This is a genomic window from Streptomyces sp. NBC_01352 (assembly GCF_036237295.1).
Taxonomy (GTDB): domain Bacteria; phylum Actinomycetota; class Actinomycetes; order Streptomycetales; family Streptomycetaceae; genus Streptomyces; species Streptomyces plumbiresistens.
Genome location: NZ_CP108354.1, coordinates 2,403,309 through 2,428,036 on the forward strand (window position 1 = coordinate 2,403,309; position 24,728 = coordinate 2,428,036).

27 protein-coding genes and 1 pseudogene are annotated in these 24,728 nt (G+C 72.1%); 6 read left to right on the top strand and 22 right to left on the bottom strand.

Going from position 1 to position 24,728, the window contains the following annotated elements; all coding sequences use genetic code 11:
• Window positions 1-8: 8 nt before the first annotated feature.
• Window positions 9-1,628 carry an ABC-F family ATP-binding cassette domain-containing protein gene (locus tag OG252_RS11340; protein WP_329335668.1) on the bottom strand — a complete coding sequence of 540 codons (1,620 nt, stop codon included), beginning with the start codon at window positions 1,626-1,628 and terminating at the stop codon, window positions 9-11.
• 50 nt (window positions 1,629-1,678) lie between these two features.
• Window positions 1,679-2,332 (bottom strand): histidine phosphatase family protein, encoded by a 654-nt coding sequence (locus OG252_RS11345; protein WP_329335670.1) that lies wholly within the window; start codon window positions 2,330-2,332, stop codon window positions 1,679-1,681.
• A gap of 62 nt (window positions 2,333-2,394) precedes the next feature.
• Between OG252_RS11345 and OG252_RS11350 the strand changes: the two genes are divergently transcribed.
• The 3 genes from OG252_RS11350 to OG252_RS11360 all read left to right on the top strand — a co-directional run bounded on the left by OG252_RS11350 (window position 2,395) and on the right by OG252_RS11360 (window position 5,023).
• The gene (locus tag OG252_RS11350) at window positions 2,395-3,888 is read left to right on the top strand and encodes a bifunctional phosphatase PAP2/diacylglycerol kinase family protein (protein ID WP_329335672.1); all 1,494 of its coding nucleotides are present in this window, start codon (window positions 2,395-2,397) and stop codon (window positions 3,886-3,888) included.
• A 100-nt stretch (window positions 3,889-3,988) separates the two neighbouring features.
• Window positions 3,989-4,810 (top strand): class I SAM-dependent methyltransferase, encoded by an 822-nt coding sequence (locus OG252_RS11355; RefSeq protein WP_329335674.1) that lies wholly within the window; start codon window positions 3,989-3,991, stop codon window positions 4,808-4,810.
• A gap of 42 nt (window positions 4,811-4,852) precedes the next feature.
• Window positions 4,853-5,023 carry a hydrophobic protein gene (locus OG252_RS11360; RefSeq protein WP_266450022.1) on the top strand — a complete coding sequence of 57 codons (171 nt, stop codon included), beginning with the start codon at window positions 4,853-4,855 and terminating at the stop codon, window positions 5,021-5,023.
• A gap of 35 nt (window positions 5,024-5,058) precedes the next feature.
• On the opposite strand, the gene OG252_RS11365 is transcribed toward OG252_RS11360, so the two are convergent.
• The 13 genes from OG252_RS11365 to OG252_RS11425 form a co-directional block, all read right to left on the bottom strand.
• The gene (locus tag OG252_RS11365) at window positions 5,059-5,322 is read right to left on the bottom strand and encodes a gas vesicle protein K (protein ID WP_266453027.1); all 264 of its coding nucleotides are present in this window, start codon (window positions 5,320-5,322) and stop codon (window positions 5,059-5,061) included.
• A gap of 83 nt (window positions 5,323-5,405) precedes the next feature.
• Window positions 5,406-5,591: a gas vesicle protein gene (locus tag OG252_RS11370; RefSeq protein ID WP_266450021.1), complete on the bottom strand. Its 186-nt coding sequence runs from the start codon at window positions 5,589-5,591 to the stop codon at window positions 5,406-5,408.
• On the bottom strand, window positions 5,588-6,379 hold the full coding sequence (locus OG252_RS11375; protein WP_266450019.1) for a GvpL/GvpF family gas vesicle protein: 792 nt from the start codon (window positions 6,377-6,379) through the stop codon (window positions 5,588-5,590). Before OG252_RS11375 ends, OG252_RS11370 begins: the two co-directional genes overlap by 4 nt.
• Complete coding sequence (locus OG252_RS11380; protein ID WP_266450018.1) at window positions 6,376-6,720, bottom strand: gas vesicle protein; 345 nt, start codon at window positions 6,718-6,720, stop codon at window positions 6,376-6,378. The genes OG252_RS11375 and OG252_RS11380 overlap by 4 nt, the downstream gene beginning before the upstream one ends.
• Complete coding sequence (locus OG252_RS11385) at window positions 6,717-7,853, bottom strand: SRPBCC family protein (RefSeq protein ID WP_266450016.1); 1,137 nt, start codon at window positions 7,851-7,853, stop codon at window positions 6,717-6,719. Before OG252_RS11385 ends, OG252_RS11380 begins: the two co-directional genes overlap by 4 nt.
• A complete protein-coding gene (locus tag OG252_RS11390; protein ID WP_329335678.1) occupies window positions 7,850-8,563 on the bottom strand; it encodes a DNA primase in 714 nt (237 codons plus the stop codon). The genes OG252_RS11385 and OG252_RS11390 overlap by 4 nt, the downstream gene beginning before the upstream one ends.
• Entirely contained in the window at window positions 8,560-8,823 is a 264-nt protein-coding gene (locus OG252_RS11395) for a gas vesicle protein GvpG (protein WP_266450013.1), read from the bottom strand. Before OG252_RS11395 ends, OG252_RS11390 begins: the two co-directional genes overlap by 4 nt.
• A 7-nt stretch (window positions 8,824-8,830) precedes the next feature.
• Entirely contained in the window at window positions 8,831-9,598 is a 768-nt protein-coding gene (locus OG252_RS11400; protein ID WP_266450012.1) for a GvpL/GvpF family gas vesicle protein, read from the bottom strand.
• Window positions 9,595-10,026: a gas vesicle structural protein GvpA gene (locus OG252_RS11405; protein WP_053747226.1), complete on the bottom strand. Its 432-nt coding sequence runs from the start codon at window positions 10,024-10,026 to the stop codon at window positions 9,595-9,597. Before OG252_RS11405 ends, OG252_RS11400 begins: the two co-directional genes overlap by 4 nt.
• A 59-nt stretch (window positions 10,027-10,085) precedes the next feature.
• On the bottom strand, window positions 10,086-10,451 hold the full coding sequence (locus OG252_RS11410; RefSeq protein ID WP_266450008.1) for a gas vesicle protein GvpO: 366 nt from the start codon (window positions 10,449-10,451) through the stop codon (window positions 10,086-10,088).
• Between the two features lie 104 nt (window positions 10,452-10,555).
• Window positions 10,556-11,488 (bottom strand): non-homologous end-joining DNA ligase, encoded by a 933-nt coding sequence (gene ligD / locus OG252_RS11415; protein ID WP_329335682.1) that lies wholly within the window; start codon window positions 11,486-11,488, stop codon window positions 10,556-10,558.
• Window positions 11,485-13,332, bottom strand: coding sequence for a transketolase (locus tag OG252_RS11420; protein ID WP_329335684.1), 1,848 nt, complete (start codon window positions 13,330-13,332; stop codon window positions 11,485-11,487). The genes ligD and OG252_RS11420 overlap by 4 nt, the downstream gene beginning before the upstream one ends.
• Window positions 13,329-14,894, bottom strand: a complete 1,566-nt coding sequence (locus OG252_RS11425; protein ID WP_329335686.1) for an NAD(P)/FAD-dependent oxidoreductase — start codon at window positions 14,892-14,894, stop codon at window positions 13,329-13,331. Before OG252_RS11425 ends, OG252_RS11420 begins: the two co-directional genes overlap by 4 nt.
• Window positions 14,895-15,067: 173 nt before the next feature.
• Between OG252_RS11425 and OG252_RS11430 the strand changes: the two genes are divergently transcribed.
• Together OG252_RS11430 and OG252_RS11435 are read left to right on the top strand one after the other, a co-directional pair.
• The gene (locus OG252_RS11430) at window positions 15,068-16,030 is read left to right on the top strand and encodes an LLM class F420-dependent oxidoreductase (protein ID WP_266450003.1); all 963 of its coding nucleotides are present in this window, start codon (window positions 15,068-15,070) and stop codon (window positions 16,028-16,030) included.
• Between the two features lie 36 nt (window positions 16,031-16,066).
• Window positions 16,067-16,198, top strand: a pseudogene (locus OG252_RS11435) (enolase C-terminal domain-like protein); the annotation flags it as partial.
• A gap of 24 nt (window positions 16,199-16,222) precedes the next feature.
• Here OG252_RS11435 and OG252_RS11440 read toward each other — a convergent pair.
• On the bottom strand, window positions 16,223-17,278 hold the full coding sequence (locus OG252_RS11440; RefSeq protein WP_329345122.1) for an SDR family oxidoreductase: 1,056 nt from the start codon (window positions 17,276-17,278) through the stop codon (window positions 16,223-16,225).
• A gap of 6 nt (window positions 17,279-17,284) precedes the next feature.
• Window positions 17,285-17,830 carry a phage holin family protein gene (locus OG252_RS11445; protein ID WP_329335689.1) on the bottom strand — a complete coding sequence of 182 codons (546 nt, stop codon included), beginning with the start codon at window positions 17,828-17,830 and terminating at the stop codon, window positions 17,285-17,287.
• A gap of 159 nt (window positions 17,831-17,989) precedes the next feature.
• Here OG252_RS11445 and OG252_RS11450 point away from each other — a divergent pair, with 159 nt between their 5' ends.
• Complete coding sequence (locus OG252_RS11450; protein ID WP_266450000.1) at window positions 17,990-18,340, top strand: VOC family protein; 351 nt, start codon at window positions 17,990-17,992, stop codon at window positions 18,338-18,340.
• A 1-nt stretch (window position 18,341) separates the two neighbouring features.
• On the opposite strand, the gene OG252_RS11455 is transcribed toward OG252_RS11450, so the two are convergent.
• The 5 genes from OG252_RS11455 to OG252_RS11475 form a co-directional block, all read right to left on the bottom strand.
• Window positions 18,342-19,244: an arginase family protein gene (locus tag OG252_RS11455; RefSeq protein WP_329335691.1), complete on the bottom strand. Its 903-nt coding sequence runs from the start codon at window positions 19,242-19,244 to the stop codon at window positions 18,342-18,344.
• 5 nt (window positions 19,245-19,249) lie between these two features.
• A complete protein-coding gene (locus tag OG252_RS11460) occupies window positions 19,250-19,825 on the bottom strand; it encodes a GNAT family N-acetyltransferase (RefSeq protein WP_266449998.1) in 576 nt (191 codons plus the stop codon).
• A 19-nt stretch (window positions 19,826-19,844) separates the two neighbouring features.
• Window positions 19,845-21,617, bottom strand: coding sequence for a CocE/NonD family hydrolase (locus OG252_RS11465; protein WP_329335693.1), 1,773 nt, complete (start codon window positions 21,615-21,617; stop codon window positions 19,845-19,847).
• Window positions 21,618-21,795: 178 nt separating this feature from the next.
• Window positions 21,796-22,719, bottom strand: a complete 924-nt coding sequence (locus tag OG252_RS11470) for a S66 peptidase family protein (RefSeq protein WP_329335694.1) — start codon at window positions 22,717-22,719, stop codon at window positions 21,796-21,798.
• Complete coding sequence (locus OG252_RS11475) at window positions 22,716-24,725, bottom strand: dipeptidyl-peptidase 5 (RefSeq protein ID WP_329335695.1); 2,010 nt, start codon at window positions 24,723-24,725, stop codon at window positions 22,716-22,718. Before OG252_RS11475 ends, OG252_RS11470 begins: the two co-directional genes overlap by 4 nt.
• Window positions 24,726-24,728: the final 3 nt, after the last annotated feature.

Below are 24,728 nucleotides of genomic sequence, written 5' to 3' on the forward strand. Positions count from 1 at the left end.
ACCTCTGGTTACCGGGCCCGCTCCACGCGGCGCTCGTCCCACACCGGCTCCGTCGTCTCCCGTACCCGGCCGTCGCTGCCGAAGACCAGGTAGCGGTCGAAGGAGCGGGCGAACCAGCGGTCGTGGGTGACCGCGAGGACCGTGCCGTCGAAGGCTTCCAGGCCTTCCTGGAGGGCTTCGGCGGATTCCAGGTCGAGGTTGTCGGTCGGCTCGTCGAGGAGCAGGGCGGTGACGCCCTGGAGTTCCAGCAGGAGGATCTGGAAGCGGGCCTGCTGGCCGCCGGAGAGCCGTTCGAAGCTCTGCTCGGCCTGGCCGGTGAGCTCGTAGCGGCGCAGCCGGGACATGGCGGCGCCGCGGTCCTGGGCGTGTTCCATCCACAGGATGTCCAGGAGCCTGCGGCCCTCCAGTTCGGGGTGGGCGTGGGTCTGGGCGAAGTGTCCGGGCACCACGCGGGCCCCGAGCTTCCACTCCCCCGTGTGCGCCACGGTGTCGCCGGCCAGCAGGCGCAGGAAGTGCGACTTGCCGGAGCCGTTGGAGCCGAGGACGGCGACGCGTTCGCCGTAGAAGACCTCCAGGTCGAAGGGCTTCATCAGGCCGGTGAGTTCGAGTCCCTTGCAGGTGACGGCCCGTACGCCGGTGCGGCCGCCCTTCAGCCGCATCCTGATGTCCTGCTCGCGCGGCGGCTCGGGCGGCGGTCCGGCCTCCTCGAACTTGCGCAGGCGGGTCTGGGCGGCCTGGTAGCGGGAGGCCAACTCGTGGCTGATGGAGGCCGCCTGACGGAGATTCAGGACCAGTTTCCTCAGCTGGGCGTGCTTCTCGTCCCAGCGCCTGCGCAACTCCTCGAAGCGGGCGAAGCGTTCGCGGCGGGCCTCGTGGTAGGTGGCGAAGCCGCCGCCGTGCACCCAGGCGTCGGCGCCCGCGGGCGAGGGTTCCACGGAGACGATCTTCTCGGCGGAGCGGGCGAGGAGTTCCCGGTCGTGGGAGACGAACAGGACCGTCTTGCGGGTCTCCTTCAGCCGCTCCTCCAGCCAGCGCTTGCCGGGCACGTCGAGGTAGTTGTCGGGCTCGTCCAGGAGCAGCACCTCGTCGCTGCCGCGCAGCAGCGCTTCCAGGACCAGCCGCTTCTGCTCGCCGCCGGAGAGGGTGCGTACCTCCCGGAACTGTGCCTTCTCGTAGGGCACGCCGAGTGCGGCCATGGTGCACATGTCCCACAGGGTCTCGGACTCGTAGCCGCGCGCCTCGGCCCAGTCCGAGAGGGCCTGCGCGTACTGGAGCTGGGCGGCCTCGTCGTCGACGGTCATGATCGCGTGTTCGGCCTTGTCGACGGCCCGCGCGACCTCGCGGATGCGGGGCGAGGCGACCGACACGAGCAGGTCCCGTACGGTCGTCTCGTCCCGTACGGACCCCACGAACTGGCGCATCACCCCGAGGCCGCCGCTCACGGTGACGGTCCCGCCGTGCGGTTTGAGCTCGCCGGAGATCAGCCGGAGCAGGGTGGTCTTGCCGGCGCCGTTGGGGCCGACCAGGGCCACGACGGCCCCTTCGCCCACCCGGAAGGAGACGTCGCCGAGCAGCGCCCTCCCGTCGGGGAGGTAGTACTCGAGGTGTGCGGCTTCCAGATGTCCCATGAGGCCGCATTGTGCGGGCCGCCGGCGAGCCCGGGCAAACCGTTATGCGGTCAGTCCGCGTCGACGGGCCGTCCCGTGGGGCCGCCCTCGCCCGCGGGGACGACCGTCGCGCCCGCCCACGACAGGGCCTTCCAGCCGTCGGACGGCGAGCCGTCGAGGATCACGGCACCGGTGTTGTCCAGGGGGCGGGCGGCGGCGAAGGCCACGTCGACGTTGTCCGCGCGGGCCGCCGTCCACATCCGGATGGCGGCACCGTGGCTGACCATGGCCACGGTCGAGGCTCCGCTCGCGGCGGCCTCGGCGACCACCGCGTCGTACCGCGCGAGCGCCTCGGCTCCGTTCTCCCCGCCCGGCATGCGCAGTGCCGTGTCGCCGGCCGACCAGGCGAACACCGTCTCCATGTACCGCCGGCCGTGCTCCGAGTCCCCCGGCAGCATCTCCAGGTCCCCCGCGGACAGCTCGCGGATGCCGTCCCGGACGCGCACGTCGAGGCCGCGGGCGGCGGCCAGGGGGGCGGCGGTGAGCTGGGTACGGACGAGGGTGGAGGCGTACAGGGCCTCGATGTCCTCGTCCGCGAGGGCTTCGGGCAGGGCGGCGGCCTGGCGCTCGCCGAGCTCGGTGAGGCCGGGGCCCGGGACGGCGGTGTCCAGCAGGAACCGCACGTTGGTGGGGGTCTGGCCGTGACGGATGAGCAGCAGACGCATGAGGGGTCCTCCAGGACGGCCCGCCGGACAAGAAACGGCCGCTTCAGGGTATCCGGGAGGGCATGAGCCCAGACGTCGACCTCACCGTCCCCAAGCCCGGCCCCCATGTGCTGCGCGACCGGCTGCTGGACCTGGACTGCCGACTGTTCGAGTTCGCCGCCGGGCAGCACTGGCCCGCCGCCGAACCGGTCCTGCCACGACTGAGCCGGAGCGCGAACCACGGGGTGCTGTGGTTCGCGACAGCGGCCGCGATGGCCGCGAGCCGCACACCCCGAGCCCGCCGGGCGGCGGCGCGGGGCCTCGCCTCGCTGAGCCTGGCCTCCTTGGCCATCAACACCTTCGGCAAGCGCTCGGTGCGTCGCCCGCGGCCCGTCCTGGACCCGGTTCCGCTGGTACGGCAGCTGAAGCGGCAGCCGATCACCACGTCGTTCCCGTCCGGTCATTCGGCGTCGGCGGCCGCGTTCGCGGCCGGGGTCGCCCTGGAGTCGCCCTCCTGGGGCGCGGTGGTGGCGCCGGTCGCCTTCTCGGTGGCCATGTCCCGCGTCTACACCGGCGTGCACTTCCCGAGCGACGTACTGGCGGGCGCGACGCTGGGCGTGGGCGCCGCCTTCGCCGTACGGGCCCTGGTGCCGACCCGCGCCCAGTCGCTGCCGCCGGCCCGGCCCCGCGCGGACGTTCCCGCGCTGCCGGACGGCGAGGGCCTGGTGGTCGTCGTCAACACCGCCTCGGGCACCGCCGACCGGGCCCGCGCCCTGCAGGACGCCCTGCCCGCGGCCGAGGTCGTCGAGTGCGAACCGGCCGATGTCCCGGCCGAGTTGGAGAAGGCGGCGACCCGTGCCCGGGTCCTCGGCGTGTGCGGGGGCGACGGCACGGCCAACGCCGCCGTCGGGATGGCCCTGCGCCACGGCCTGCCTCTCGCGGTGCTGCCCGGCGGCACGCTGAACCACTTCGCCCACGACCTCGGCGTCGAAGGCGTCCGCGATCTGAGCCGGGCCGTCCGGGACGGCGAGGGCGTGCGGGTGGACGTGGGCCGCTTCACCTGCGGGGACAGGCAGGGCATCTTCCTCAACACGTGCAGCCTGGGCGTGTATCCGGAGCTGGTGCGCGAGCGGGAGCGCTGGTCGTCCCGGATCGGCGGCTGGCCGGCCGGAGTGCTCGCGGCGCTGCGCGTGAGCCGCACCGACCAGCACCCGCTGGAGGCCGGCTTCCGCGGCGAGGCGCGGCCGCTGTGGCTGCTGTTCGCCGGCAACGGCACCTACCACCGGATGGGCCTGACCCCCGGCCGCCGCCGTGATCTGGCGGACGGGCGGCTCGACGTACGGGTCGTGCACGGCGGGCGGCGGCCCGCGCTGCGGCTGCTCGCGGCCGCCGTCGCCGGGCCGCTGACCCGCTCCCCCGCCCACGCGGCGGTCCAGGTGGGCCGGCTGCACCTGTCCGGGGTGGCCCCCGGCACGCTCCTCGCCTACGACGGTGAAGTCACCGAGGTGGCGGGCGAGGTGACGCTGGAGAAACTGCCCCTGGCGCTCACGGTGTACCGGCCGCTGTCCGGGAGCTGATGACACGTCAGTCCAGATGGCAGAACGCGGGTCTCATCATTCGACATGCGCGCGTACGGTGACGTGTACCCGAGGAGACGCCGAACAGGGAGCCGCACCCATGTCGAAGTCGCAGGAGACCGCCGTCTACACGCACGGCCACCACGAGTCCGTGCTGCGCTCCCACACCTGGCGCACGGCCGCCAACTCGGCGGCTTACCTGGTCGGTTCGCTCGAGCCCCACATGAAGATCCTGGACATCGGCTGCGGGCCCGGCACGATCACCGCCGACCTGGCCGCCCTGGTCCCGGGCGGGCACGTCACCGGCGTCGACCACGCGCCGGGCATCCTGGACCAGGCCCGGGCCACCGCCGCCGAACGCGGCCTGGGCAACGTCGACTTCGCGGTCGCGGACGTGCACGCCCTGGACTTCCCGGACGACACGTTCTGCGTGGTCCACGCCCACCAGGTGCTGCAACACGTCGGCGATCCGGTGCAGGCACTGCGGGAGATGCGGCGGGTCACCGCGCCGGGCGGGCTCATCGCCGTACGGGACTCGGACTACGCGGCGATGACCTGGTATCCCGAGTCGCCGGGCATGGACGACTGGCTGGACCTGTACCGGCGGGTGGCCCGGGCCAACGGCGGCGAGCCGGACGCCGGGCGGCGGCTGAAGTCCTGGGCGCTGAGGGCGGGCCTGGCGGACATCACGGCGACCACCGCCACCTGGACCTTCACCACCGCCGAGGAGCGCGCGTGGTGGAGCGGCCTGTGGGCGGACCGCACCCTGGCCTCGGCGTACGCCGAGCGGGCCACGGAGGGCGGGCACGCGACCGGCGAGCGGCTGCGGGCGGTGTCGGCGGCCTGGCGGGAGTGGGGGCAACGGGAGGACGGCTGGTTCTGTGTGCTGCACGGAGAAATTCTGTGCCGAAAGGAAGCCTGAATCGCCGTTTCCGGGAAACCCGGAATGCAGGAGGTTCACACTATGGTTCCCATCCTGCTGGTACTGCTTCTGGTGCTGATCCTTTTCGGTGCCGGATTCGCGGTAGAACTGCTCTGGTGGATTGCGCTGGCTGTTCTGGTGCTATGGCTTCTGGGCTTCCTGATGCGGAGTACGACCGCGGGCGGAGGCAGGGGCCGTTGGTACAGGTGGTGAATTGACCCCGGGGTTCATTCCCGGGGCCCGGGGCTTCATTCCCGGGGAAGCAACGGTCCGAGCGGCCCGAGGTCCAGATTCAGGTCCTCGGGCCGCAGTCCGTACCGCTCGCGCAGTTCGGTCATGCGGTCGTCGAGCAGCATCAGGGTGAGCCCGATGCGCTCCTCCTGCTCCTCGCTGAGGTCGCCTTCGTCGAAGCGGCGCAGCGCCTGGCGTTCCATGAGCTGGCGCAGCAGTTCCACCACGGTCAGGACGAGTTTCACCAGGTCCCGCTCGACGGTGTCGGGGTCGAGGTCCATCCGGTTGTGCCGCTCGGCCCTCCGGTGGTGTCGCTCGGTCACGTCGGGTCGCTCGGTCCGGTCGGTCCGGTCGGGTCGCTCGGTCACGACGACTCCCAGGGGGACGGCACTTGTTCGTTCACCGAGCTGATCAGCGCGTTCAGGTCGATGCGGACGAGGTCGACGTCCGCGATGCGCAGGGTGATGTCGCCGGTGATGACGACCCCGCCGGCGAGCAGCCGGTCGAGGAGGTCCACCAGCGCGACCTCACGGCGCTCGATCACCGTCACCGGTCCCCCTCCCCCGTGAACTCCTCCGCGAAGGAATAGGCGGCCCAGGGGCCGGTGAGTTCCACGCGCATTCCCGGTACCTCGCCCTTCGTGCGGTCCACAAGTTCCACGAATTCCTCGGAATGGACACGCGACACGAGATAGGCCGCGTTGAGCACGTTCCGCCCCGATACACCGGAAAGGGCGGGGTTCTGCGGGGCGTGCAGCCGGGAATCCTCGGCATAGGCGGAAAGCCTTTCGTGCAGCCGGTTCGCGAACTGTTCCGCCTGCTGCCACTTGTCCTCGTGTGCCCGCACGCTCTGGCGTCGCTGACGCAGATAGTCCCGTCCCGAGGCCGCCTTCTGACCGGGCCGGCCGTCGCCCGAGGCCGCCGCCGGTTCCGCTTCCGGTTCCGGCTCGGTGTACACCTTGACGCCCCATTCGACCCGGCCCTGCAGCCGGTCGAGGGTGCGCCGGAAGTAGTCCTCTCGTTCCTCCATCATCGTCCGCAGGCCGCTGTCGTCACGGAAGACGGTGCCGAGCCGCAGCGGCAGCGGGGTGGTGACGACGGTGAGGGCGTCGATCACGCCCTGGTGGGCGCGGGCGGTGGCGGTGAGCCAGTCCAGGTCCTCCAGATGTTCGCGGAGCGGCTTCTCGGCGAAGTCCCGCTCCGGCACATGGCTGACGACCGCGATCAGGCCGTGGTGGTTGAGCAGTCTGGGCGGGTCCCCGGCCACGCCCGTCAGTTGCGACTGCAGGGGCGCGCCGAGCGGACGGCAGATGGCGTAGACGTAGCGCAGTCCGCTCATGACGCCTCTTCCTCCCGCGTGTGGTGGGACCGAGTGCGCTCGGGCTCCAGTTCGGCGAGCCGCTCGCGCAACTCGGCGTTCTCCCGGGCGAGTTCCTTGCGGCGGGCGCCGGAGGACAACGCGGGGTCGTCCTCCCACCAGTCGATGCCCATCTCCTTGGCCTTGTCGACGGAGGCGACGATGAGGCGCAGCTTGATCGTGAGGAGCTCGATGTCGAGCAGGTTGATGCGGATGTCCCCCGCGATGACGATGCCCTTGTCGAGGACGCGTTCCAGGATGTCGGCAAGGTTGGCGCCGCTGCTGTGGCCGTAGGGTTCGGGCAGCCGACTGGGCGTGGTCATCGTCGGCTCCTCCCGCCGTCGGCGTACTCGTACTCGCCCTCTTCCTCTTCCTCTTCAGCCTCTTCAGCGGCCTCGACCTCGGGCACCTCTTCCTCCTCCGGCTCCTCCTCGTCGTACTCGCCGGTCTCCTCGTCGTCCTCTTCGGACTCTTCGGGCTCTTCGGACTCCTCCTCGGCGTACGGGCCTTCTTCCTCGTCCTCGTACGCTTCCTCGCCCTGCTCCTCGGCCGACTCTTCTTCCTCCTCCTCGGCCACGGCGTCATCGTGGCTCTTGACGACCTCGCCGTCGCGGATCTCGCCGCGCCAGCCGTCCTCCGCCTCGCCCTTGAGGGTGATGTGGCGGGCGAAGTTCTTCAGGTCGAGCCGGGCCCGGCGCCCCTGGGCGCGCCAGATGTTGCCGGTCTTCTCGAACAGGCCCGAGGGGTAGTACTCGACGACCAGCAGGACGCGGGTGAGGTTGTCGGCGAGCCGGTGGAAGGAGACGACGCCCTTCGTGGTGCCCTTGGCGCCCTCCGAGCTCCAGGAGATCCGGTCGTCGGCCAGCTGCTCGGTGGTGTGGGCCTTCCAGCTGCGGTTGGACCAGAAGACCTTCAGCTGCCAGTCGGAATGGGTGTCGTCGGCGCGGCTCGCGCTCTTGACGCCCTTCGCGAAGGTGCTGAAGTCCTGGTACTGGGTCCACTGGTCGTAGGCGGTGCGCAGCGGGACGCCGACGTCGATGAACTCGATGATGACGGTCGGCTTCTGGCCGCCGCCCTTCTTGCCTTTGCCCTTGCCCTTGCCGCCGAGGTTCTTGAAGGCGCCGACCACGCTGTCCTTGGCGCGTGAGGCGCCGAGCTCCAGCGCGGACCGCACCGGGCCCTTGCCTTCGGCGAGCTTGCGGCCGCCGTCGAGGGCGAGTTTGGCGAAGCCCGGACTCCTGCCCTCGGCGATGTCGTTCAGCTTGACCGTGGTCTCGCCGAGCTTGCGCCCGAAGTCCATCAGCAGGCGCTGGGTCTGGGCGGCGAGGTACTCCTGCACCTCAGCCTTGAGCCGGTCTGCGGCCTCGCTCTTGGCGACGTCGGTGAGCGGGTTGTTCGTCGCCTGGTCCTTCGCCTTGTCGGTGACGCCCCGCGCGGCTCCGAGGGTTTCGGTCATCGCTCAGCGCCTCCCTTCGGCAGGCGGGCCCGGGCGCCGCGGGCGGCGCTCCTGGCCGAGGTGGTCTTCTTGGCCGCGGTCTTCTTCCCGGCCGTCTTCTTCGCTGTGGCCTTCTTGGCGGGCGCCCTGTCGGACGCCTGCTTCCTGGCCGTCTCCCTCGCCGGTGACTTCTTCGCCGTCGCCTTCCTGGCCGACTTCTTCGCCGCCGGCTTGCGGCGCGGCTCGGCGTCCTCGTCGGCATCAGCGGTCTCTTCGGCCTCTTCCGCCTCGTCCGACTCATCTGCCTCTTGCGCCTCGTCTGCCTCGTCTGCCTCCGGCTCCTCGTACTCCTCCTCCGGCTCCTCGTCCTCGTCGCGCTCGTCCGAGAGCCCGAGGCCCGACGCGTCCGGCACCACGCCCGCGAGCTGGTCGCGGACCTGGGCGGTACGGCCGTGCAGGCGGTCGGCGACCGCGTCGATCTGCCGTTCCACCATGGCACCGGAGGCCGCCTTGCCGACACCGCGCAGGTCCTCGCGCAGCTGATCCCCGATCTCCTTGAACTGCGGGTTGTTCCGCAGCTGCTGGGAGGCCAGGTCCGCGAGGGCCCGCGGGCTCAGGTGCATCCGCTTGCCGGCCACCAGGGTGCCGACCGCGAACGCCAGCTTCATCTTCTTCGTACGCCCGAGGACGTATCCGGCCCCTACCGCGAGGCCCAGTCCCACTCGGTTCACAGTGCCGTCCCCTCGCCAGTCCCCGCGCCACCGCGCAGGCCGATCTCCAGCCGGTCGAGGAGTTCGTCCTCCAGGCGGTCGAACTCCTCCTCGTCGATCTCGCCCGCTTCCAGACGCTCTTCGAGCTGGGCGAGTTCCGCCCGGACCGCGGCCGGGTCGTAGTAGAGGCGCTCCGCTTCGCTGAGCGCCTGTCTGATCGCCCAGGCGCTGCCGCGCACGGGTGCGAACGGCAGCAGCAGCACCTCTGAGATGAGTCCCACGGTCGCCTCACTCCTCCGCTTCCGCGCCCAGCGTGGCGCCCTCGGGCTTGGCGGGGCCGGGTTCCACGAAGCTGTACGGCGGCAACGGGCCGTTGACGCGCAGTTCGAGGTGCGGATGGCCGTCACGGACCTGTTCCACCGCGGCCAGGAAGGACGCCGCGTCGTCACGGCCCACCAGGAACGAGATGTTCGCGAGCCAGCCACTGGACTCGGGGCCCACGCTGACCGCCTCGGCGGCCGGTTCCAGGGTGTGCTGAACGTCGGTCGCGTCCTCGGCCTCGCGAGCCTGGACCGCGGCCACCACCATCTCGCCGAGGTGGAGCCGCTCGTCGTAACTGCCGCCGCCCGACTTCCGGTTGGCCTCGGTCAGGGCGCGGATCTCCGGGTTCTCGGACATCACGCGGTGCAGCACGGCCTCCTCGTTGTGGGTGGCCTTGACGTTGTACTCGACCTTGCCATCCAGTGCGCGCAGGCGCTCCTGGTAGTGGTCGGCGCGCTCGGCGAGCACCCCGGTGACGGTGCCGTCGTCGGGGGCGACGCTGCCGAACCGCATGGGCAGGATGCAGCCGGCCGCTCCGGACTCGCTCAGGACGTTCTGGTGGGCGAGCAGGTCCCTGCGCTTGGGGCGCAGGCCTTCGGGAGCTTCGCTGACGATCGCCGCCAGCTCGCCCTCCTTGAGGATGCGCACGGGACGCGGCGGGTCGCCGACGCCTCCCATGCCGTCGGGCAGCGAAGGATGGGATGCGGCGGTAATGCCGTAGACGTACGTGCTCACTCCTCTTCCTCCTTCCTGCGCGATGCCGTCGACTTGCGGGCACGCGGCCTGGACTCGGTCTGGCCCTGGCCCTCCTCACGGGCCTGCTTGAAGGCTCCGGAGATGGTCTCGGCGGCGCCGGACAGCGCGCCCTTGGACTTGCCGCGGGCGCCGGACTCGGTGATCTCGCCGACCAGGTCGGGCAGGCCGGGGGCCTTGCGCGGCCCTGCCTCCAGGTCGAGGCGGTTGCACGCCTCGGCGAAGCGCAGGTAGGTGTCGACGCTGGCCACGACGACACGTATGTCGATCTTCAGGATCTCGATGCCGACCAGGGAGACCCGCACGAACGCGTCGATGACCAGGCCCCTGTCGAGGACGAGTTCCAGTACGTCGTAGAGACCGCTGCTGCCGCCTCCGCCGCCGCTCTGCTGTGCCGGGACAACGGTCATGCCGACCGCGCCTCCTTATCTGTGGACTGGTGAACGGGTAATGGTTGCGGGCAGGCGCCCTAGCGGCCGCCCGGCCTGTGCGGGTCGGCCCGCCCGCGTTCGTAACGGCGAACGCGCCGGTAGCCGGTGAGCTGTCCCCGGGAGTCGACATCGACCTGATAGCTCGCCAGGAGGCTCATCGTGTCGGGGATCCTCTCGAGCTCCAGGACCTCGACCTCCAGGGACCAGCCGTCCTCCGTCTGCTCGAAGGCCGAGGCGCTCTCGACGGCCATGCCGGTCAGCTCTCCGAGCTGGGCGCACGCGTGCCGCAGCACCTCCATGGGGCTCGGCCGGTCCTCCGCCACGTTACGCTCCGTGTCCTTTTCTTCGCTTTTACGGGAATTCTGTGAAGTCTGTGATTCTGATGAGTTCTTTGTGTTCGACATGGCCACCTCTCACTCCGGGTGGCCGCTCGCCCGTTGACCAAACCTTCGCACGGGCGTGCGACCGGGAGCACTCGCGTCACGCCTGCTCAGAGGCGGTACGTGCATCAGCCACGCAAGGCTTTGAGGCGCCGCCGGGCCGGGCCGAGCGACCTCCCTCTGCTCATCAAACCGGCCCACGGGTCGGTGCGGGCCTGGTCGACGGCGTCGGCGACGGTCCACCGGCGGGCGTCGAGGCCCGGGTCGTCGAGCTGGCTCCAGGCCAGCGGCGTCGCCACGGGGGCGCCCGGCTTGGCGCGGACGGTGTAGGGCACGACCGCGGTCTGCGCGTAGGCGTTGCGCTGCACGTCGAGGTAGAGCCGCTCGCCGCGCTCCTTCTTGCGGGCGGCGGTGGTCAGCCGGTCGGGGTGGCCGGCGACGAGGGTGTCGGCGACGTCCCGGGCGAAGGTGCGCACCTCGTCGAAGTCGTGGTGTCCGTCGACCGGGACGACCACGTGCAGTCCGCGCGAGCCGGTGGTCATCAGCGTTGAGGGCAGTTTCAGCTCGTCGAGCAGCTCCCCCAGCAGTACGGCCGCCTCGCGCACCGCCGCGAAGTCCACGGTGCCCCCGGACGGGTCGAGGTCGAAGACCATCCGGTCGGGCCGGTCGACCCGTCCGACGCGGGACAGCCAGCGGTGCAGGGTGAGGGCGGCCTGGTCGGCGAGGTAGAGCAGGGTGGCGGTGTCGTCACACACGGTGTGGCAGACGGTGCCGCCCTCCTTGGCGAGCTCGACCCGGGTGATCCACTCCGGGTAGTTCTCGGGGGTGTTCTTCTGCATGAACCGGGGGCCGTCGATGCCGTCGGGGTGCCGCTCCAGCATCAGCGGGCGGCCGCGCAGGTGCGGCAGCATGAAGGGGGCGACGGACCGGTAGTAGTCGACCAGATCGCCCTTGGTGTACTCCTTCGCGCCGCCGCCCCCGGGAAAGAGCACCTTGTCCGGGCGGTGCACCTCCACGGTGCGCCGGCCCGCCCGGACGGTGCGTGATCGGTCGCCGCTCACCGCACGACCGCCTCCTCCACCAGCAGCTTCCCGGCCGCCGCGATCGACTCGGCGTCGATGCCGGCGGCGTGCAGCTGCTCGTCGGGGGAGCCCGAGCCGGGCATCGTACGGACGGCGAGGCGCACCAGGCGCGGTACGGGCCGCCCGTCGGCGAAGGCGTCGAGCACGGCGTCGCCGAGGCCGCCCTCCTCGTGGTGGTCCTCCACGGTCACCAGGCAGCCGGTCTCCTCGGCGGCCTGCCGCAGGGTGGGCCGGTCGACGGGCTTGACCGAGTACAGGTCGATCACCCGCACCCGGATGCCCTCGCCCTCCAGCGCGTCGGCGGCGGCCAGCGCCTCCGGCACGGTGACCCCCGCCGCGACGATCGTCATCCGGTCCTGGTCGGAGGCGCGCAGCACCTTGCTGCCGCCGATCGGGAACTCCTCGTCGGGCCCGTAGATCACCGGGCTCTCGCCGCGCGAGGTGCGCAGATAGCGGACGCCCTCCAGGCCCGCCATCTCGGCGACGAGATGCGCGGTCTGGTTGGCGTCGCAGGGGTACAGCACGGTCGAGCCATGCACCGCCCGCATCATCGCCAGGTCCTCCAGGCCCATCTGGCTGGGCCCGTCCTGCCCGATGGCGACGCCGGCGTGCGAGCCGACGAGGTTGATGCCGGAGCCGCTGATCGACGCCATGCGGACGAAGTCGTACGCGCGGGTCAGGAAGGCGGCGAAGGTGGAGGCGTACGGAACCCAGCCGCGGGCCGCGAGTCCGACGGCCGCGGCGACCATCTGCTGCTCGGCGATGTAGCACTCGAAGTAGCGGTCGGGGTGTTCCTTGGCGAAGAACTCCGCGCGGGTGGAGTCGCCGACCTCGCCGTCGAGGGCGACGACGTCGCCGCGGCCGGTGCCGAGGGCCGCGAGGGCCTGCCCGAAGGCGTTGCGGGTGGCGACCTCCTCGCCCTTCTCGAAACGCGGCAGTTCCAGGTGCCCGGTGCGTACGGCGTGCAGCATGCGGGCGGCCGGCGGCTCGTGCACCTCGACGCGGATGTCCCGGACGCCGCCGAGCTCGGCGATCGCGTCGTCGGCGTTCTTCAGCGGCTTGCCGTGCAGACCTTCCCGGTCCTCGACGTCGGCGACGCCCTTGCCCTTGAGGGTGCGGGCGAGGATCGCGGTCGGCTGCCCCTTGGTGGAGATGGCCTCGCCGTACGCCCGGTCGACGGCGTCGACGTCGTGGCCGTCCACCTCGACGGTGTGCCAGCCGAAGGCCTGGAAGCGGCGCGCGTACGCGTCGAGGTCGTGTCCGTGCCGGGTGGGGCCGCGCTGGCCGAGCCGGTTGACGTCGACGATCGCGGTGAGGTTGTCGAGGTGCTCGTGCCCCGCGTGCTCGGCCGCCTCCCACACCGAGCCCTCGGCCAGCTCGCTGTCGCCGCACAGCACCCACACGCGGTAGCCGGTGCGGTCGAGGCGCTTGCCGGACAACGCGATCCCCACGCCGACGGGCAGGCCCTGTCCGAGCGAGCCGGTGGCCGTCTCGACCCACGGCAGCTGCCGCGGCGTCGGATGCCCTTCGAGCCGGCTGCCGAGCTTGCGGAACGTCAGCAGTTCCTCGTCGTCGACGGCGCCGGCCGCCTTGTAGGCGGAGTACAGCAGGGGCGAGGCGTGCCCCTTGGACAGGACGAAACGGTCGTTGCCCGGGTGGGCGGGGCGGTCGAAGTCGTAGCGGAGGTGGTGGGCGAGGAGAACGGCCATCAGATCCGCGGCGGACATCGACGAGGTCGGGTGCCCGGAGCCCGCGGCGGCCGAGGCGCGCACGCTGTCGACGCGCAACTGCTGGGCCAGTTCGACGAGTTCACGGGTGTTCATGAGTCTCCTTCGGCGGGGGTTTCGTCGGTGCGCCGGACGGGGCCGGGGGCCTTGTGGGGCTCGTCGGCGGGCCCTGGCCCGGCGGGTTCGCCGCCGGGCTGGTTCTTCGCCGGCTCACCACCGGGTTGCTGCTTCGCCGGCTCGCCGCCGGGCTGGTTCTTGGCGGGTGGTTCGGACGCCCTCTCCCCCGACTGCGTGTCCCTGGCCGTCGCCGCTCCCGGCCCGGACCGGGCACCGGCCTTCTGCCGCCGCTCCGGTCCGCCCGGCACCCGTGGCAGCTCCGGCGACGCCGTGTCGAGCGGCACGGACCAGGACCGTACGAGCCCCAACTGGACGGCTTGGCGCGGCAGTACGGAATCCAGCAGCCAGTCGGCGGCGACCCGGACCCGGTTGCCGGGCATCGCCGCGAGGTGGTAGCCGCGGGTGACCGCTCCGGCGGCCGGCCCGGACAGGGGGATGCCGAGCGGGTTGGCGGCGGCCTTCGCACCGCCCAGGTCCACCACGAACCCCAGGTCCTTGTGCCGGTAGGGACGCTTGTCCCCGACCCCGAGCGAGGCGGCGACATTGCGGGCCACCGCCTTGCCGTGCCGCCAGGCGTGCTGCGCGGTCATCGGCGTGTACGTCCCGGGGTTGTTGAGATCCGGTACGGCGGCGGCGTCGCCGCACGCGAACACCTCGGGGTGTCCAGGGAGTTGGAGGTAGGGGTCGACGATCAGACGGCCACGCTCCAGCGGCTGCCCGGTGCCCTCGACGAGCGGATCGGGCCGCACGCCCACGCACCACACGAGCGTCCGCGTCTCGACGAACTCCCCGTCCGTCAGCAGTACCCCGTTCGGGGTCGCCTCCTTCACGGAGGTCCCCATCCGCACCTCCACGCCCCGCTCCCGCAGCGTGCGGTCGGCGGTGCGGGACAGGTGCTCGTCCAGTTCGGGCAGGACGCGCGGCGCGACGTCCAGGAGCAGCCAGCGGGGCCGCATGCCCTCCCGCAGCGGGTGCTTGCGCACTTGCGCGTCGGTGTACAGCTGCCCGTGCGCGGCGACCTCGGTGCCGGTGTACCCGGCGCCGACCACCACGAAGGTGCAGCGCGCGGCGCAGCTCTTCGGGTCGTCGGCCGCGGCGGCGAGCTCCACCTGCCGGGTGACGTGGTCGCGCAGGTACAGCGCCTCGGGCAGTCCGCGGAAGCCGTGCGCGTGCTCGGCGACGCCGGGGATCGGGAGCAGCTTGTTGACGCTGCCGACGGCCAGGACGAGCCGGTCGTACGGCAGGGTGCCCTCGCCGCCCTCCGGGTCGGTGTAGTGCACGGTCTGCCCGTCGAGGTCGATGCCGTCGGCCTCGCCGAGCACCAAGCGCACCCGCGGCAGGGTGCCCGACAGGGAGACGGTGACCCGGCGTGGCTCCAGGATCCCGGCCGCGACCTGGGGCAGCAGGGGCAGATACAGGAAGTAGTCGGTCGGGTTGAGCAGGGTGATGTCGGCCTTGCCGCGGGACATCCGGGACAGTTCTCGGGCCGTCCGGTATCCGGCGAAGCCGGCACCGACGATCACTATGCGGGGTCGACTCACGGTTCGCCTCCGGGGCTGTCGCGTACCTCGGGAGCCTTCCGCGTCCCCCTGGTCAGGGCACCCAAACGTCCCCCGGTCTCCGCCGCGGCCGCCACGTGCGCCCGGTTTCCGCCACGACCGCCGGGTACCCGGGACGGCGAACCGTCCGCCCACCTCGTGGAGGCGCACCCCCCATGCCCGAGTACGGCTACTTCCTCTCGTGCGAGCAGTACGGTCCCGCGGAGCTCATCGAGCAGGCGCGGATGGCCGAACAGGCCGGGTTCCAGTCGCTGTGGATCTCCGACCACTACCACCCGTGGAACGACGCCCAGGGCCAGAGCCCCTTCGTGTGGTCGGTGATCGGCGCCCTGTCCGAGGCCGTGTCCCTGCCCATCGAGACGGCGGTGACCTGCCCGACCGTGCGGATCCATCCGGCGGTGGTGGCCCAGGCCGCGGCGACCAGCGCGGTGATGACGGACGGCCGCTTCCGGCTGGGCGTCGGCACCGGCGAGGCCCTCAACGAGCACATCCTGGGCGACGCCTGGCCGCCCGCCCACGTACGGCTGGAGATGCTGGAGGAGGCCATGCAGGTCATGCGCCGGCTGTTCACCGGCGAGGAGGTCAACCACCACGGCCCGCACTACACGGTGGAGAACGCCCGCCTGTACACCGTCCCCGACGAGCCCGTCCCGATCGACATCTCCGGCTTCGGCCCCGCCGCGACCGCGCTGGCCTCCCGGGTCGCCGACGGCTACATCACCATCCAGCCGGACGCCGCGATGGTGGAGCAGTACCGCAAGGGCGGAGGCGGCGCCAAGCCCGTCAGCGGCGGCACCAAGGTCTGCTACGACCTCGACAAGGACGAGGCCGTACGGACCGTGCACCGGCTGTGGGCGAACGAGCAACTGCCCGGCGAACTCGGCCAGGTGCTGCCCTCGCCCAAGCACTTCGAGCAGGCGCAGCAGCTGGTCACCGAGGACATGGTCCGGCAGAACCGGGTGTGCGGCGACGACGTGGACGAGCACGTGGCGGAGCTGAAGCAGTTCGCCGACGCGGGCTTCGACATGGTCTACGTCAACCAGATCGGCCCCGACACCCGCGGCTTCTTCGACTTCTACCGCACGAAGGTGCTGCCGCAGCTTCAGCAGAGCGCCTGAAGGTCCTGACCCGCGACGGAACTCCACCGGCCCGTCGTGTCCGTGTACACCGTGCCGACCGACGCCCCCGAGGCCGACGGCACGCCGGCCTGGGACACCACGACCGTGGTGATCGCCGAGGCGACGGCGGGCGACGCGACCGGCATGGGCTGGACGTACGGCCCGGCGCGAGAACCGTCAGCGCCAGAGCCGTCAGCGGCGCCCGGCGCCACGGCGCAGCCCCGCGGCCACGGCTCCCAGCCCGCCGGCCACCGCCAGCCCCGCCCCCATCCGCCCCCGGTTCCGGGACACCCAGTCCTGCGGGCTGCCGGACGCGGCCTCGTCGTCGAAGCGCCCGTGCGCCCCGAAGTCCCGCCCGTGCGGTCCGTCCGCCGGCACCCACAGATTGCCGGGACCTCCGCCGTACTCCCCTGCGTCCCGCTGGTCCTGCTGCGAGTCGAACCCGGTCCGCGCCAGATAGCGGTCCAGCACGCCGGGTGCGACCGCGTTGGCGATCAGCGTGGCCACCGTCGGCCCGCCGACCCAGTACTCGCGCCGCCGCCCGTGCGAGGCCGCGTACACGATCGCCCGTGCCGCGACCTCCGGCTGGAAGACCGGTGCCACCGGCCGGGCGCGCCCCGGCATCCGGTTCAGCACCCATTCGAACTGTGGGGTGTTGACGGCGGGCAGCTGCACCATCGTGGTCCGGACACCGCTGCCGGAGTGCAGCAGTTCGCAGCGCAGCGACTCGTTGAAGCCCTGGATGGCGTGCTTGGCACCGCAGTACGCCGACTGCAGCGGAACCCCGCGGTAGGCGAGCGCGGAACCGACCTGCACGACCGTGCCCCGGTCGCGGGGCAGCATGTGGTGCAGCGCGGCCCGGGTGCCGAACACATAGCCCAGGTACGTCACTTCGGTCACCCGCCGGAACTCGTCCGGGGTGATCTCGGTGAACGGGGCGAACACTCCGGCGAAGGCGTTGTTGACCCAGACGTCGATGTGCCCGAAGGCGTCGACGACCTGCTGCGCGGCGTCGTCGACCGCCTTCGCGTCGGCCATGTCCACGGTGACGACGAGCGCCTCACCGCCGGCGCGCTGCACCTCGTCGGCCGCCGCGGCGAGGCCCTCGCGGCCCCGGGCCAGCAGGGCGACACTGGCGCCCCGGGCGGCGAAGGCCCGGGCGGTGGCCCGGCCCACGCCGCCGCTGGCGCCGGTCACCACGACGACCTTGCCGTGCTGCGACAGCGGCCCCCTGCGGAAGTCGCGCACCACGCATCACGCCCGGTGGTGCGGCTGCTCGGGGTCGACGTCGTCGGGGCGCGGCGCCGGCCCTCCGGCCAGGCCGGGCGGCGGTGCCCCCGCCCCCGGCGCACCGGTGGCCCCGCCCACGCCGCCGGGCGCGACGGGCGGCATCGGCGGGTACGCCGCGTTGCCGAGGCCGCCGGGCGGGCCGACGGGCGCGGCGGCGCCGTGGGCGCGGTCCCGCTCCGCGGCCAGTTCCGCCTCGCGGTCGTGCGTCGGCCGGGACGCGGAGGGCCGCGCGGCGCCGCGCAGCACGTAGGCCAGGGCACCGAGGATCGCCGCGGTGATCAGTGCGGCGGCCCAGTCCGGCAGACCGATGGCGAGGGCCAGTCCCACGGCGAGCGCGAGAGCGGCGCCCGCGTACAGGGCGACGGCGCCCGAGGCGCCGTACAACATGGCCTTGCGGCGCTGCTTGCGAGTCTGCTCGCGCAGTTCGTCGCGCACGGTCTCGCGCGCCACCTGCGCCAGCTCGTCGACCAGCTGCCTGTCCAGATGCTCCAGATGATCCAAGCGGTCCATGCCCGCCGGGTACCCGCGGTCACCGGCGCGTAACGCTGCGGCCCGGGGGCTGCCCGCCCCGCTCGCAGGCGTGGAGAACCTGGCGGTCGGGACGGGCGGGACGGTCGGATCATGTGAAACGATCTCGCTCTCCCGGCCGCCCCAACTAGGCTCGTCCACATGGACATTCTGGGAGCCACGCTGCGCGTATGCGTCGACGACCTGGAGACAGCGGTCCCCTTCTACGAGCGGCTGGCGGGCGGCAGAGCCCTCCGTTTCGAACGCGGCGGCGTTCAGGTCGCCGCGGTCGGCTGTTTCCTGCTGATGAGCGGGCCCGAGGCCGAGCTGGAGGTGCTGCGCAAGGTCACCGCGACGATCGCCGTGAAGGACGTCGACGAGGCCCACCGGGTCCTGACGGAACTGGGCGCCCGCGTCATCGCGGGCCCGGTCCCCACCCCGGCGGGCCGCAACCTGATCGCGCTGCACCCGGACGGGTCGGTGTACGAGTACGCGGACCGCGGCGGCGTGTAGCTCAGCCCGCCTCGGCGAACGCGGACACGACCACGTCGGTGAGCAGCGCGCCCGCCGTGCCCTCCGGGTCCAGATCGGGGTCGTAGATCGTGACGTTGAGGCCGACGCACTGCGCGGAGGCGAGCAACGGCCGCAGCAGGGCGACGAGTTCGTCGGGCACGAGGCCGTCCGGGTCCGGGCTGTCGACGGCCGGCATCACGCTCGGGTCGAGCACGTCGGCGTCCAGGTGCACCCAGAAGCCGTCCAGTTGAGGCACCGCGAAGGACTGGGCGGTGGCGCGGGCCAGGGCGTCCGCACCCCACTCCCGGATATCGCCGACGGTGACGACGGGGATCTTCAGGGCGGCGAGTTCGGCCCGGGCGTCCTCGAAGCAGTCACGGATGCCGAAGAGCCGTACGTCCTCGTCCTTCAGGTAGGGCCGAAGCCCTTCCAGGTTCGTCAGGTCCTCCTGCCCGCGCCCGGTGGCCAGGGCGACCTCCTCGCCGCCCGCCGCCCCGATCCGCTCGGAGTTGCCGGGGTGCCGGAAGTCCGGCGAGGCGTCCACCGCGGCCAGCCCGTACCGCCCGATGCGGCGCAGCGCGAGACTGGCGCCGAGCTGGATGGAGCAGTCGCCGCCGAGGACGAGGGGAAAGTCCCCGGCGCGGACGTGCCGCTCGATGCGGTCCGCGAGGGCGCGGGTGTACGAGGCGAGGGCGGCGGCGTTGAAGACGCCGTCGCCCTCCTGCCAGTCACCGAGGTCGTAGCGCGGCGGCACGACCACGCCGCCCTCCAGAGCTCCCAGCCGTTGCACGATCCGCTGCTCGCGCAGCGCACCCGCGAGCTTGTAGCAGCCGGGCACGGTCCCGGGGGCGGGCGGACGCAGACCCAGGTTGGAGGGGGCGTCGAGCACGACGATGTTCCGCATGCGGGTCATCCTCGCCGACGCGAGGAGCCACCGGAAGCCCGCATCTCCGTGGTGATCGCCCACCGCTCGTGATCCCGCCAGGCCCCGTCGATGAAGATCATCTTCGGCGAGAAGCCCTCCAGCCGGAAACCGCACCGGCGCGCCAGCGCGATCGACGCGGCGTTGCCGGGCTGCACGTTGATCTCCAGCCGGTGCAGCCGCATCGCCCCGAACGCGTACCCCACGACCAGGTCGAGACCCTCCCGCATCAGTCCGCGCCCGGCGGCGTGCGCGAAGGCCCCGTACCCGAGCGCCCCGCACTGGAAGCCGCCCTCGACGATGTTGTTGATGTTGACGAACCCCGCGACGGCACCCTCCTCCCGCTTCTCGCAGACCAGGAACCCGGCCTTGGACGGATCCTCGATCAGCCGCCCGGCGTACGCGGTGTAGGCGCCGGCACTGTCGGGCGGGAAGAGCCACGGATGGTGCAGCTCCTTGCTCTCCCGGACCCGGGCGGTGAACTCGGCACCGTCCTCGTAGGTGAAGTGACGTATGCCCACGTGGGGGCCTTCGGCGAGATAGGGGGAGTCGCTGTGCGGCATTCCGTCACCCTACGACCGCTCACTCCCCGGCGACCGGCAGCTCCAGCACTCCCGTGTGCCGGGGAGCGCTGACCACGGTCACCGGCTTGATCCCCCGGTTCCCGAAGTACGCGCCGTCGCTCGCCGCGACCACGAACCGCAGTCGGTGTCCCTTCTCGTAGCGGTGCACGATCCCCGGCAGCGTCACCGTGAAGCTCTTGGTCACGTCCGGCACGCGGACGGGCGCGACCAGCCGGTGCACCAGCGTCTTCGTGCCGTCGGGGGCGATGTCGTAGAGCTTGGCGAACAGGACCAGGCGGTCGGCGGCGTTGCCGGAGTTCTGGGTGCGCTCGGCCTTCGGGGAGACCACCTTGAGCGTGGCCCTGGGCGCGCCCACGACGTCGGTGGTGCGCTTCAGCGGCTCGCTGGTCCAGCCGAGGTGGGTGCCCTTGGTGTCGTAGGGCGCCGGGTCCGGCAGCCCGAGGACTCCGTAGAGCGAGTTCTCCGAATGGCTCGTCGCGACCGGCCAGTTGGTGTACGTACGACTGCCTCGCGTCACCTTCCTGCGGTTGTCGACGAGTTTGCCGTCGCCGGACAGGTACAGCGTGCGGCTCGGCGCGGGCAGCCGGTCGGCCGTCGCGTAGGTGCCGTTCGGGTCGGTGATCCAGTCCCGGTAGTAGGCGAAGGCCGGGCCCGTGTCGACGTCCGTGCGCCGGCCCAGATACCGGTCGAACCAGGCGAGGATCCGCCTGCCGACGTAACTGGACTCCAAGTTGCCCTGGGAAAGGTTGAGTTCACCGGCGGCCGGGTCGGAGGTCCCGCCGCTGTGTCCCCACGACTGCCAGATCATCTTGGTGGTCGTGCCCTGTGCCTTGAGGCTCTTGTACGTCGCCGTCGCCTCGTTGAGGTTGAAGAGGCTGTCCGCCTGCCCCTGGACCAGCAGGGTGGGTGCCTTCACCCGGCTCAGGTACGACACCGGCGACACGCTGCGGGCGTAGGCCAGCAGCTCGGCGGTCCGCTCCGCCGGGTAGCTCCCGGAGTTGAGCGTGCGGACGGTCTCGCAGGCCTTGGTGACGAAGTGCAGGCAGGCGAGGGAGTTGATGCGGGACGGGTCCAGGCTCGGCTCCAGCAGCGGCTGGCCCTCGCCGATCAGGTAGAAGCCGTTCGCCCACTGCCACTTGAAGGCGCCGGGCACGCTCCTGTGGCCCGCCACGTTGTTCGGGGCGAGCGAGTAGGACAGGTCGTTCCAGGTGATCATGGGGACGAGGGCGTCGACCCGGTGGTCGACGGCGGCCGTCGCCAGCTGGATGGCTCCCCCGTAGGAGCCGCCCACCATGCCGATGCGTGGGTCGCCCGGCGCGTCGAGGGTCACGAAGTCGGCCTGCGTGCCGTCGTCGGCGGCCCGCTTCCCGCCCAGGAAGTCGACGAGCTGTGCGGCCGCCAGGCCGTCGATCGTCGGGTCGTCGAGCGAGATGAGACAGCCGGACCTGCCGAAGCCGAGCCCGGAGTAGACGAGCGAGACGTATCCGCGCTGGGCGAAGGCCTTGCCGATGGCGTCGGTCTGGCCGTCCGCCTTGCTGCCGCCGAAGCCGTTCGTGGCGAGCACGGCGGGTGCGGGGTGGGCGCGGTCCGCACCGGCCGGCCGGTACAGGTCGGCGTCGACCGTGCAGGTGCGGCCGCCCGTCTGGACGGTGAACTTCAGTGCGGTGACCGTGTACTGGCCGGTCGCGGCGGCGGCCGGAGTGGGGAGCGCGAGAGGTGCGGTGAGCGTGGCGCCGAGCAGGAGAGCGAGCGGGACTCGGGAACGGGGCACTCGGGAACGGGGCACACGACGGGACACGTAGACCTCCACACTGAGGACGGACGACCACACCGAGGACAACCCGACTTACCGACCGGTAAGTACCAGTCGGTAGTCATGGTGTGACACGTGTCAGGCGAGGTCAATCACCGGTACGAGTGTTTCTTGACGGGAATTCAGCGAGCCGGGATCAGCGCAGAGCCGCTTCGTCGAGCGTCAATGTGCCTGTGTCGGCGTCGAGTTCGGCGGCGATGCCGAAGGGTATGGTCAGGGCCCCTTCGCAGTGCCCGAACCCGAACTCCTCGACCACGGGGACACCGAGGCCGCCGAGCCGGTCGGCGAGGACGGCGCGCAGTGCGCCGTACGGACCGCACCCGGCCCAGGAGCCGAGCGCGATCCCCGTGACACCGTCGAGCCATCCGCCGCGCAGGAGTTGGGTCAGCATCCGGTCGACGCGGTACGCCTGCTCGCCCACGTCCTCGAGGAACAGCAGCCCGCCGCGTGCCGAGGTGCGGGCGTGCGGGGTGCCGAGGTCGGAGGCGAGCATGCTCAGGCAGCCGCCGAGGGTGACGCCACGGGCCCGTCCCGGGACCAGGGCGGCACCCGCGGAGGCGATGACGCGGACGGTCTCCGGAGCGAACAGCGTGGCCTTCAGGTGTTCCTGTGCCCCGGCGTTCTTGACGAAGTCGGCACCGGCGGCCGCCGGTCCGTGCAACGTGACCAGATCCAGCCGGGTGGCGAACGCCTGGTGCAGCACCGTGATGTCGCTGAACCCCACGAACACCTTCGGGCCGGCCGCCCGCATCGCCTCCCAGTCGAGCAGGTCGACCATCCGCTGCGCCCCGTATCCGCCCCGCGCGCACAGCACCGCGTCCACGGACGGGTCGCACCAGGCCTGCTGCAGGTCGGCGGCGCGATCGGCGTCCGAACCCGCCAGGTAGCCCAACTCACCGTGCAGGTCCAGCACATGGGGCGCGACCACCGGGTCGAGATCCCAGCCGCGCAGGATGTCGAGCCCGGCCTGCAGCCGCTCCTCCGCCACCGGCCCACTGGGCGCCACCACGGCCACGCGGGCCCCCGGGGCGAGTCTGGACGGCCGTACGAGTGGCTTCACTTGGCGAGCTCCAGGGTCGGGATGCCGGGCGGGTTCAGCCCGAAGACCTGGGCGTACAGGGAGAGTTCCGACTCCAGGGCCCGGATCATGGTCTCCGCCCGCCGGAACCCGTGCCCCTCCCCCTCGAACGCGAGGTAGGCGTGCGGCACCCGCCGTCCCTCCATGCGGGCCAGGAAGCGCTCGCACTGCGCGGGCGGACAGATCACGTCGTCCAGCCCCTGGAGCAGCAGGAAGGGCACGGTGACCCGGTCGGCGTGCTCGGTGGGCGAGCGCTCCGCGTACCGGGCGGGCACCTCGGCGTACGGCCCGACCAGGCTCTCCAGGTACTGCGACTCGAAGTCGTGGGTCTCCCCCGTCGCCCAGCCGGCCAGGTCGAGGATGGGGTAGATGATCGTGCCGCAGGCGTAGACGTCGGTGCCGGCGAGCGAGGCCGCCGCGGTCCAGCCGCCGGCGCTGCCGCCGCGCACGGCGAGCCGGTCGCGGTCGGCGGTGCCCTCGTCGGCGAGGGCGACCGCCACGGCCGCGCAGTCCTCCACGTCGACCACGCCCCACTGCTCGCGCAGCCGGCCCCGGTACTCCCGGCCGTACCCGGTCGAACCCCCGTAGTTGACCTCGGCGACACCGATGCCCCGCGAGGTGAAATAGGCGATCCCCAGGTCGAGCACGAGCGGCGCCCGGCCGGTGGGGCCGCCGTGCGCCCAGACGACGTACGGCGGCAACTCGCCGCCGGGCGCCGCACACCCGGGGTTGTGGGGCGGGTAGATGTGGGCGTGGATGTCCCGCCCGGCGGGTCCGGTGAAGGTGCGGATCTGGGGCTCGGGGTAGTACGCGGGGTCCACGACGTCGTCGTGGGCGGCGCCGATCACCCGGGCGCGGCCGGTCCGGGCGTCCAGTTCGACCACCTCGTACGCACTGCGCGGGCTCGCCCCGACGGCGACGACCCGGTCGCCGTGCACCGCGAGGGTGGGCGCGAACTCGGTCCAGGGTCCCGCCGCGTCGACCACCTCTCCGGTCTCCGGGTCGAGGATCCCGAGCGTGGTGGCGCCGCGACCGTGCACGACGGCGATCAGACCGCTCTCCAGCGGGGCGAACCAGCGGTGGCCCAGTTTCCAGAGGGGGCCGCCGAATTCTTCCTCGCGGGGGCAGAGCGGTACGCCGCGTTCCACGCTCGGTAGGCCGTCTACTTCATTCGGTACTCGGTCTTCTGCATACAGGTTCCACCAGCCCGAACGGTCGGCTGCATACAGTAGACGGCCGTCTGTCGACCACTCGACCTGCGCGATCGACTCCTCCGGCCCGCCGGCCACGGTCCGCGCCCCGTGGAAGGTGCCGTCCCCGCCGATCCCGGCGAGGACCAGTTCCGACCCGTCCCACGGCATGCGCGGGTGGTCCCAGGCGAGCCAGGCCGCGCGCCGCCCATCCGGCGAGATCCGGGGGCCGGTGAGGAAGCGGTGCCGCTCGTCGGTGAGTTCGCGTACGCCGTCCCGGTCCTGTGCCGCCGAACCGTCCAGCGGCACGGCGGCGAGCACCCGCCGCACGTCGACGGGTCCGTCGCCGGTGAACTCCTCCAGCACGCACCACACTTCACCGCGGTCGACCAGCACCTGCGGGTCGGCCCACCTCAGCCCGCCGCCGACCGGGGACACCGGCGTCAGCGGGCGGGGCACGCCGCCCGGGCGGTACCGGTACAGCCGCTGGTCGGCGAAGTGCACGAAGACGACGAGCGGTTCGCCGTCGACCACCGCCCCGGCCCAGGGCTGTCCGCCGTACTCGATGACCCGGCTGCGCACGTTCCACGGCGCGGGCAGCACCGACTCCTCGGTGCCGTCGGCGCCGCGCCGCACCAGGGTGCGCCGGCCTCCTTCGGTGGGCCGTGGCTCGGTCCACCACGGCTCGTCGCCGACGAAGCCGACGTACTCGGGATGCCCGTCGTGCGCGGCGGCGAGCGCCGCGTCGATGGGCGAGGGCCAGGAACCGCACGCCAACGTCCGCACTTCGTCCCCCATGTT

Coding starts and splice junctions, on each gene's coding strand:
- OG252_RS11340 (WP_329335668.1), bottom strand. CDS start 1,628: ATGGGACATCTGGAAGCCGCACACCTCGAGTACTACCTCCCCGACGGG.
- OG252_RS11345 (WP_329335670.1), bottom strand. CDS start 2,332: ATGCGTCTGCTGCTCATCCGTCACGGCCAGACCCCCACCAACGTGCGG.
- OG252_RS11350 (WP_329335672.1), top strand. CDS start 2,395: ATGAGCCCAGACGTCGACCTCACCGTCCCCAAGCCCGGCCCCCATGTG.
- OG252_RS11355 (WP_329335674.1), top strand. CDS start 3,989: ATGTCGAAGTCGCAGGAGACCGCCGTCTACACGCACGGCCACCACGAG.
- OG252_RS11360 (WP_266450022.1), top strand. CDS start 4,853: ATGGTTCCCATCCTGCTGGTACTGCTTCTGGTGCTGATCCTTTTCGGT.
- OG252_RS11365 (WP_266453027.1), bottom strand. CDS start 5,322: ATGGACCTCGACCCCGACACCGTCGAGCGGGACCTGGTGAAACTCGTC.
- OG252_RS11375 (WP_266450019.1), bottom strand. CDS start 6,379: ATGAGCGGACTGCGCTACGTCTACGCCATCTGCCGTCCGCTCGGCGCG.
- OG252_RS11380 (WP_266450018.1), bottom strand. CDS start 6,720: ATGACCACGCCCAGTCGGCTGCCCGAACCCTACGGCCACAGCAGCGGC.
- OG252_RS11385 (WP_266450016.1), bottom strand. CDS start 7,853: ATGACCGAAACCCTCGGAGCCGCGCGGGGCGTCACCGACAAGGCGAAG.
- OG252_RS11405 (WP_053747226.1), bottom strand. CDS start 10,026: ATGACCGTTGTCCCGGCACAGCAGAGCGGCGGCGGAGGCGGCAGCAGC.
- OG252_RS11410 (WP_266450008.1), bottom strand. CDS start 10,451: ATGTCGAACACAAAGAACTCATCAGAATCACAGACTTCACAGAATTCC.
- OG252_RS11420 (WP_329335684.1), bottom strand. CDS start 13,332: ATGAACACCCGTGAACTCGTCGAACTGGCCCAGCAGTTGCGCGTCGAC.
- OG252_RS11430 (WP_266450003.1), top strand. CDS start 15,068: ATGCCCGAGTACGGCTACTTCCTCTCGTGCGAGCAGTACGGTCCCGCG.
- OG252_RS11445 (WP_329335689.1), bottom strand. CDS start 17,830: ATGGACCGCTTGGATCATCTGGAGCATCTGGACAGGCAGCTGGTCGAC.
- OG252_RS11450 (WP_266450000.1), top strand. CDS start 17,990: ATGGACATTCTGGGAGCCACGCTGCGCGTATGCGTCGACGACCTGGAG.
- OG252_RS11455 (WP_329335691.1), bottom strand. CDS start 19,244: ATGCGGAACATCGTCGTGCTCGACGCCCCCTCCAACCTGGGTCTGCGT.
- OG252_RS11460 (WP_266449998.1), bottom strand. CDS start 19,825: ATGCCGCACAGCGACTCCCCCTATCTCGCCGAAGGCCCCCACGTGGGC.
- OG252_RS11475 (WP_329335695.1), bottom strand. CDS start 24,725: ATGGGGGACGAAGTGCGGACGTTGGCGTGCGGTTCCTGGCCCTCGCCC.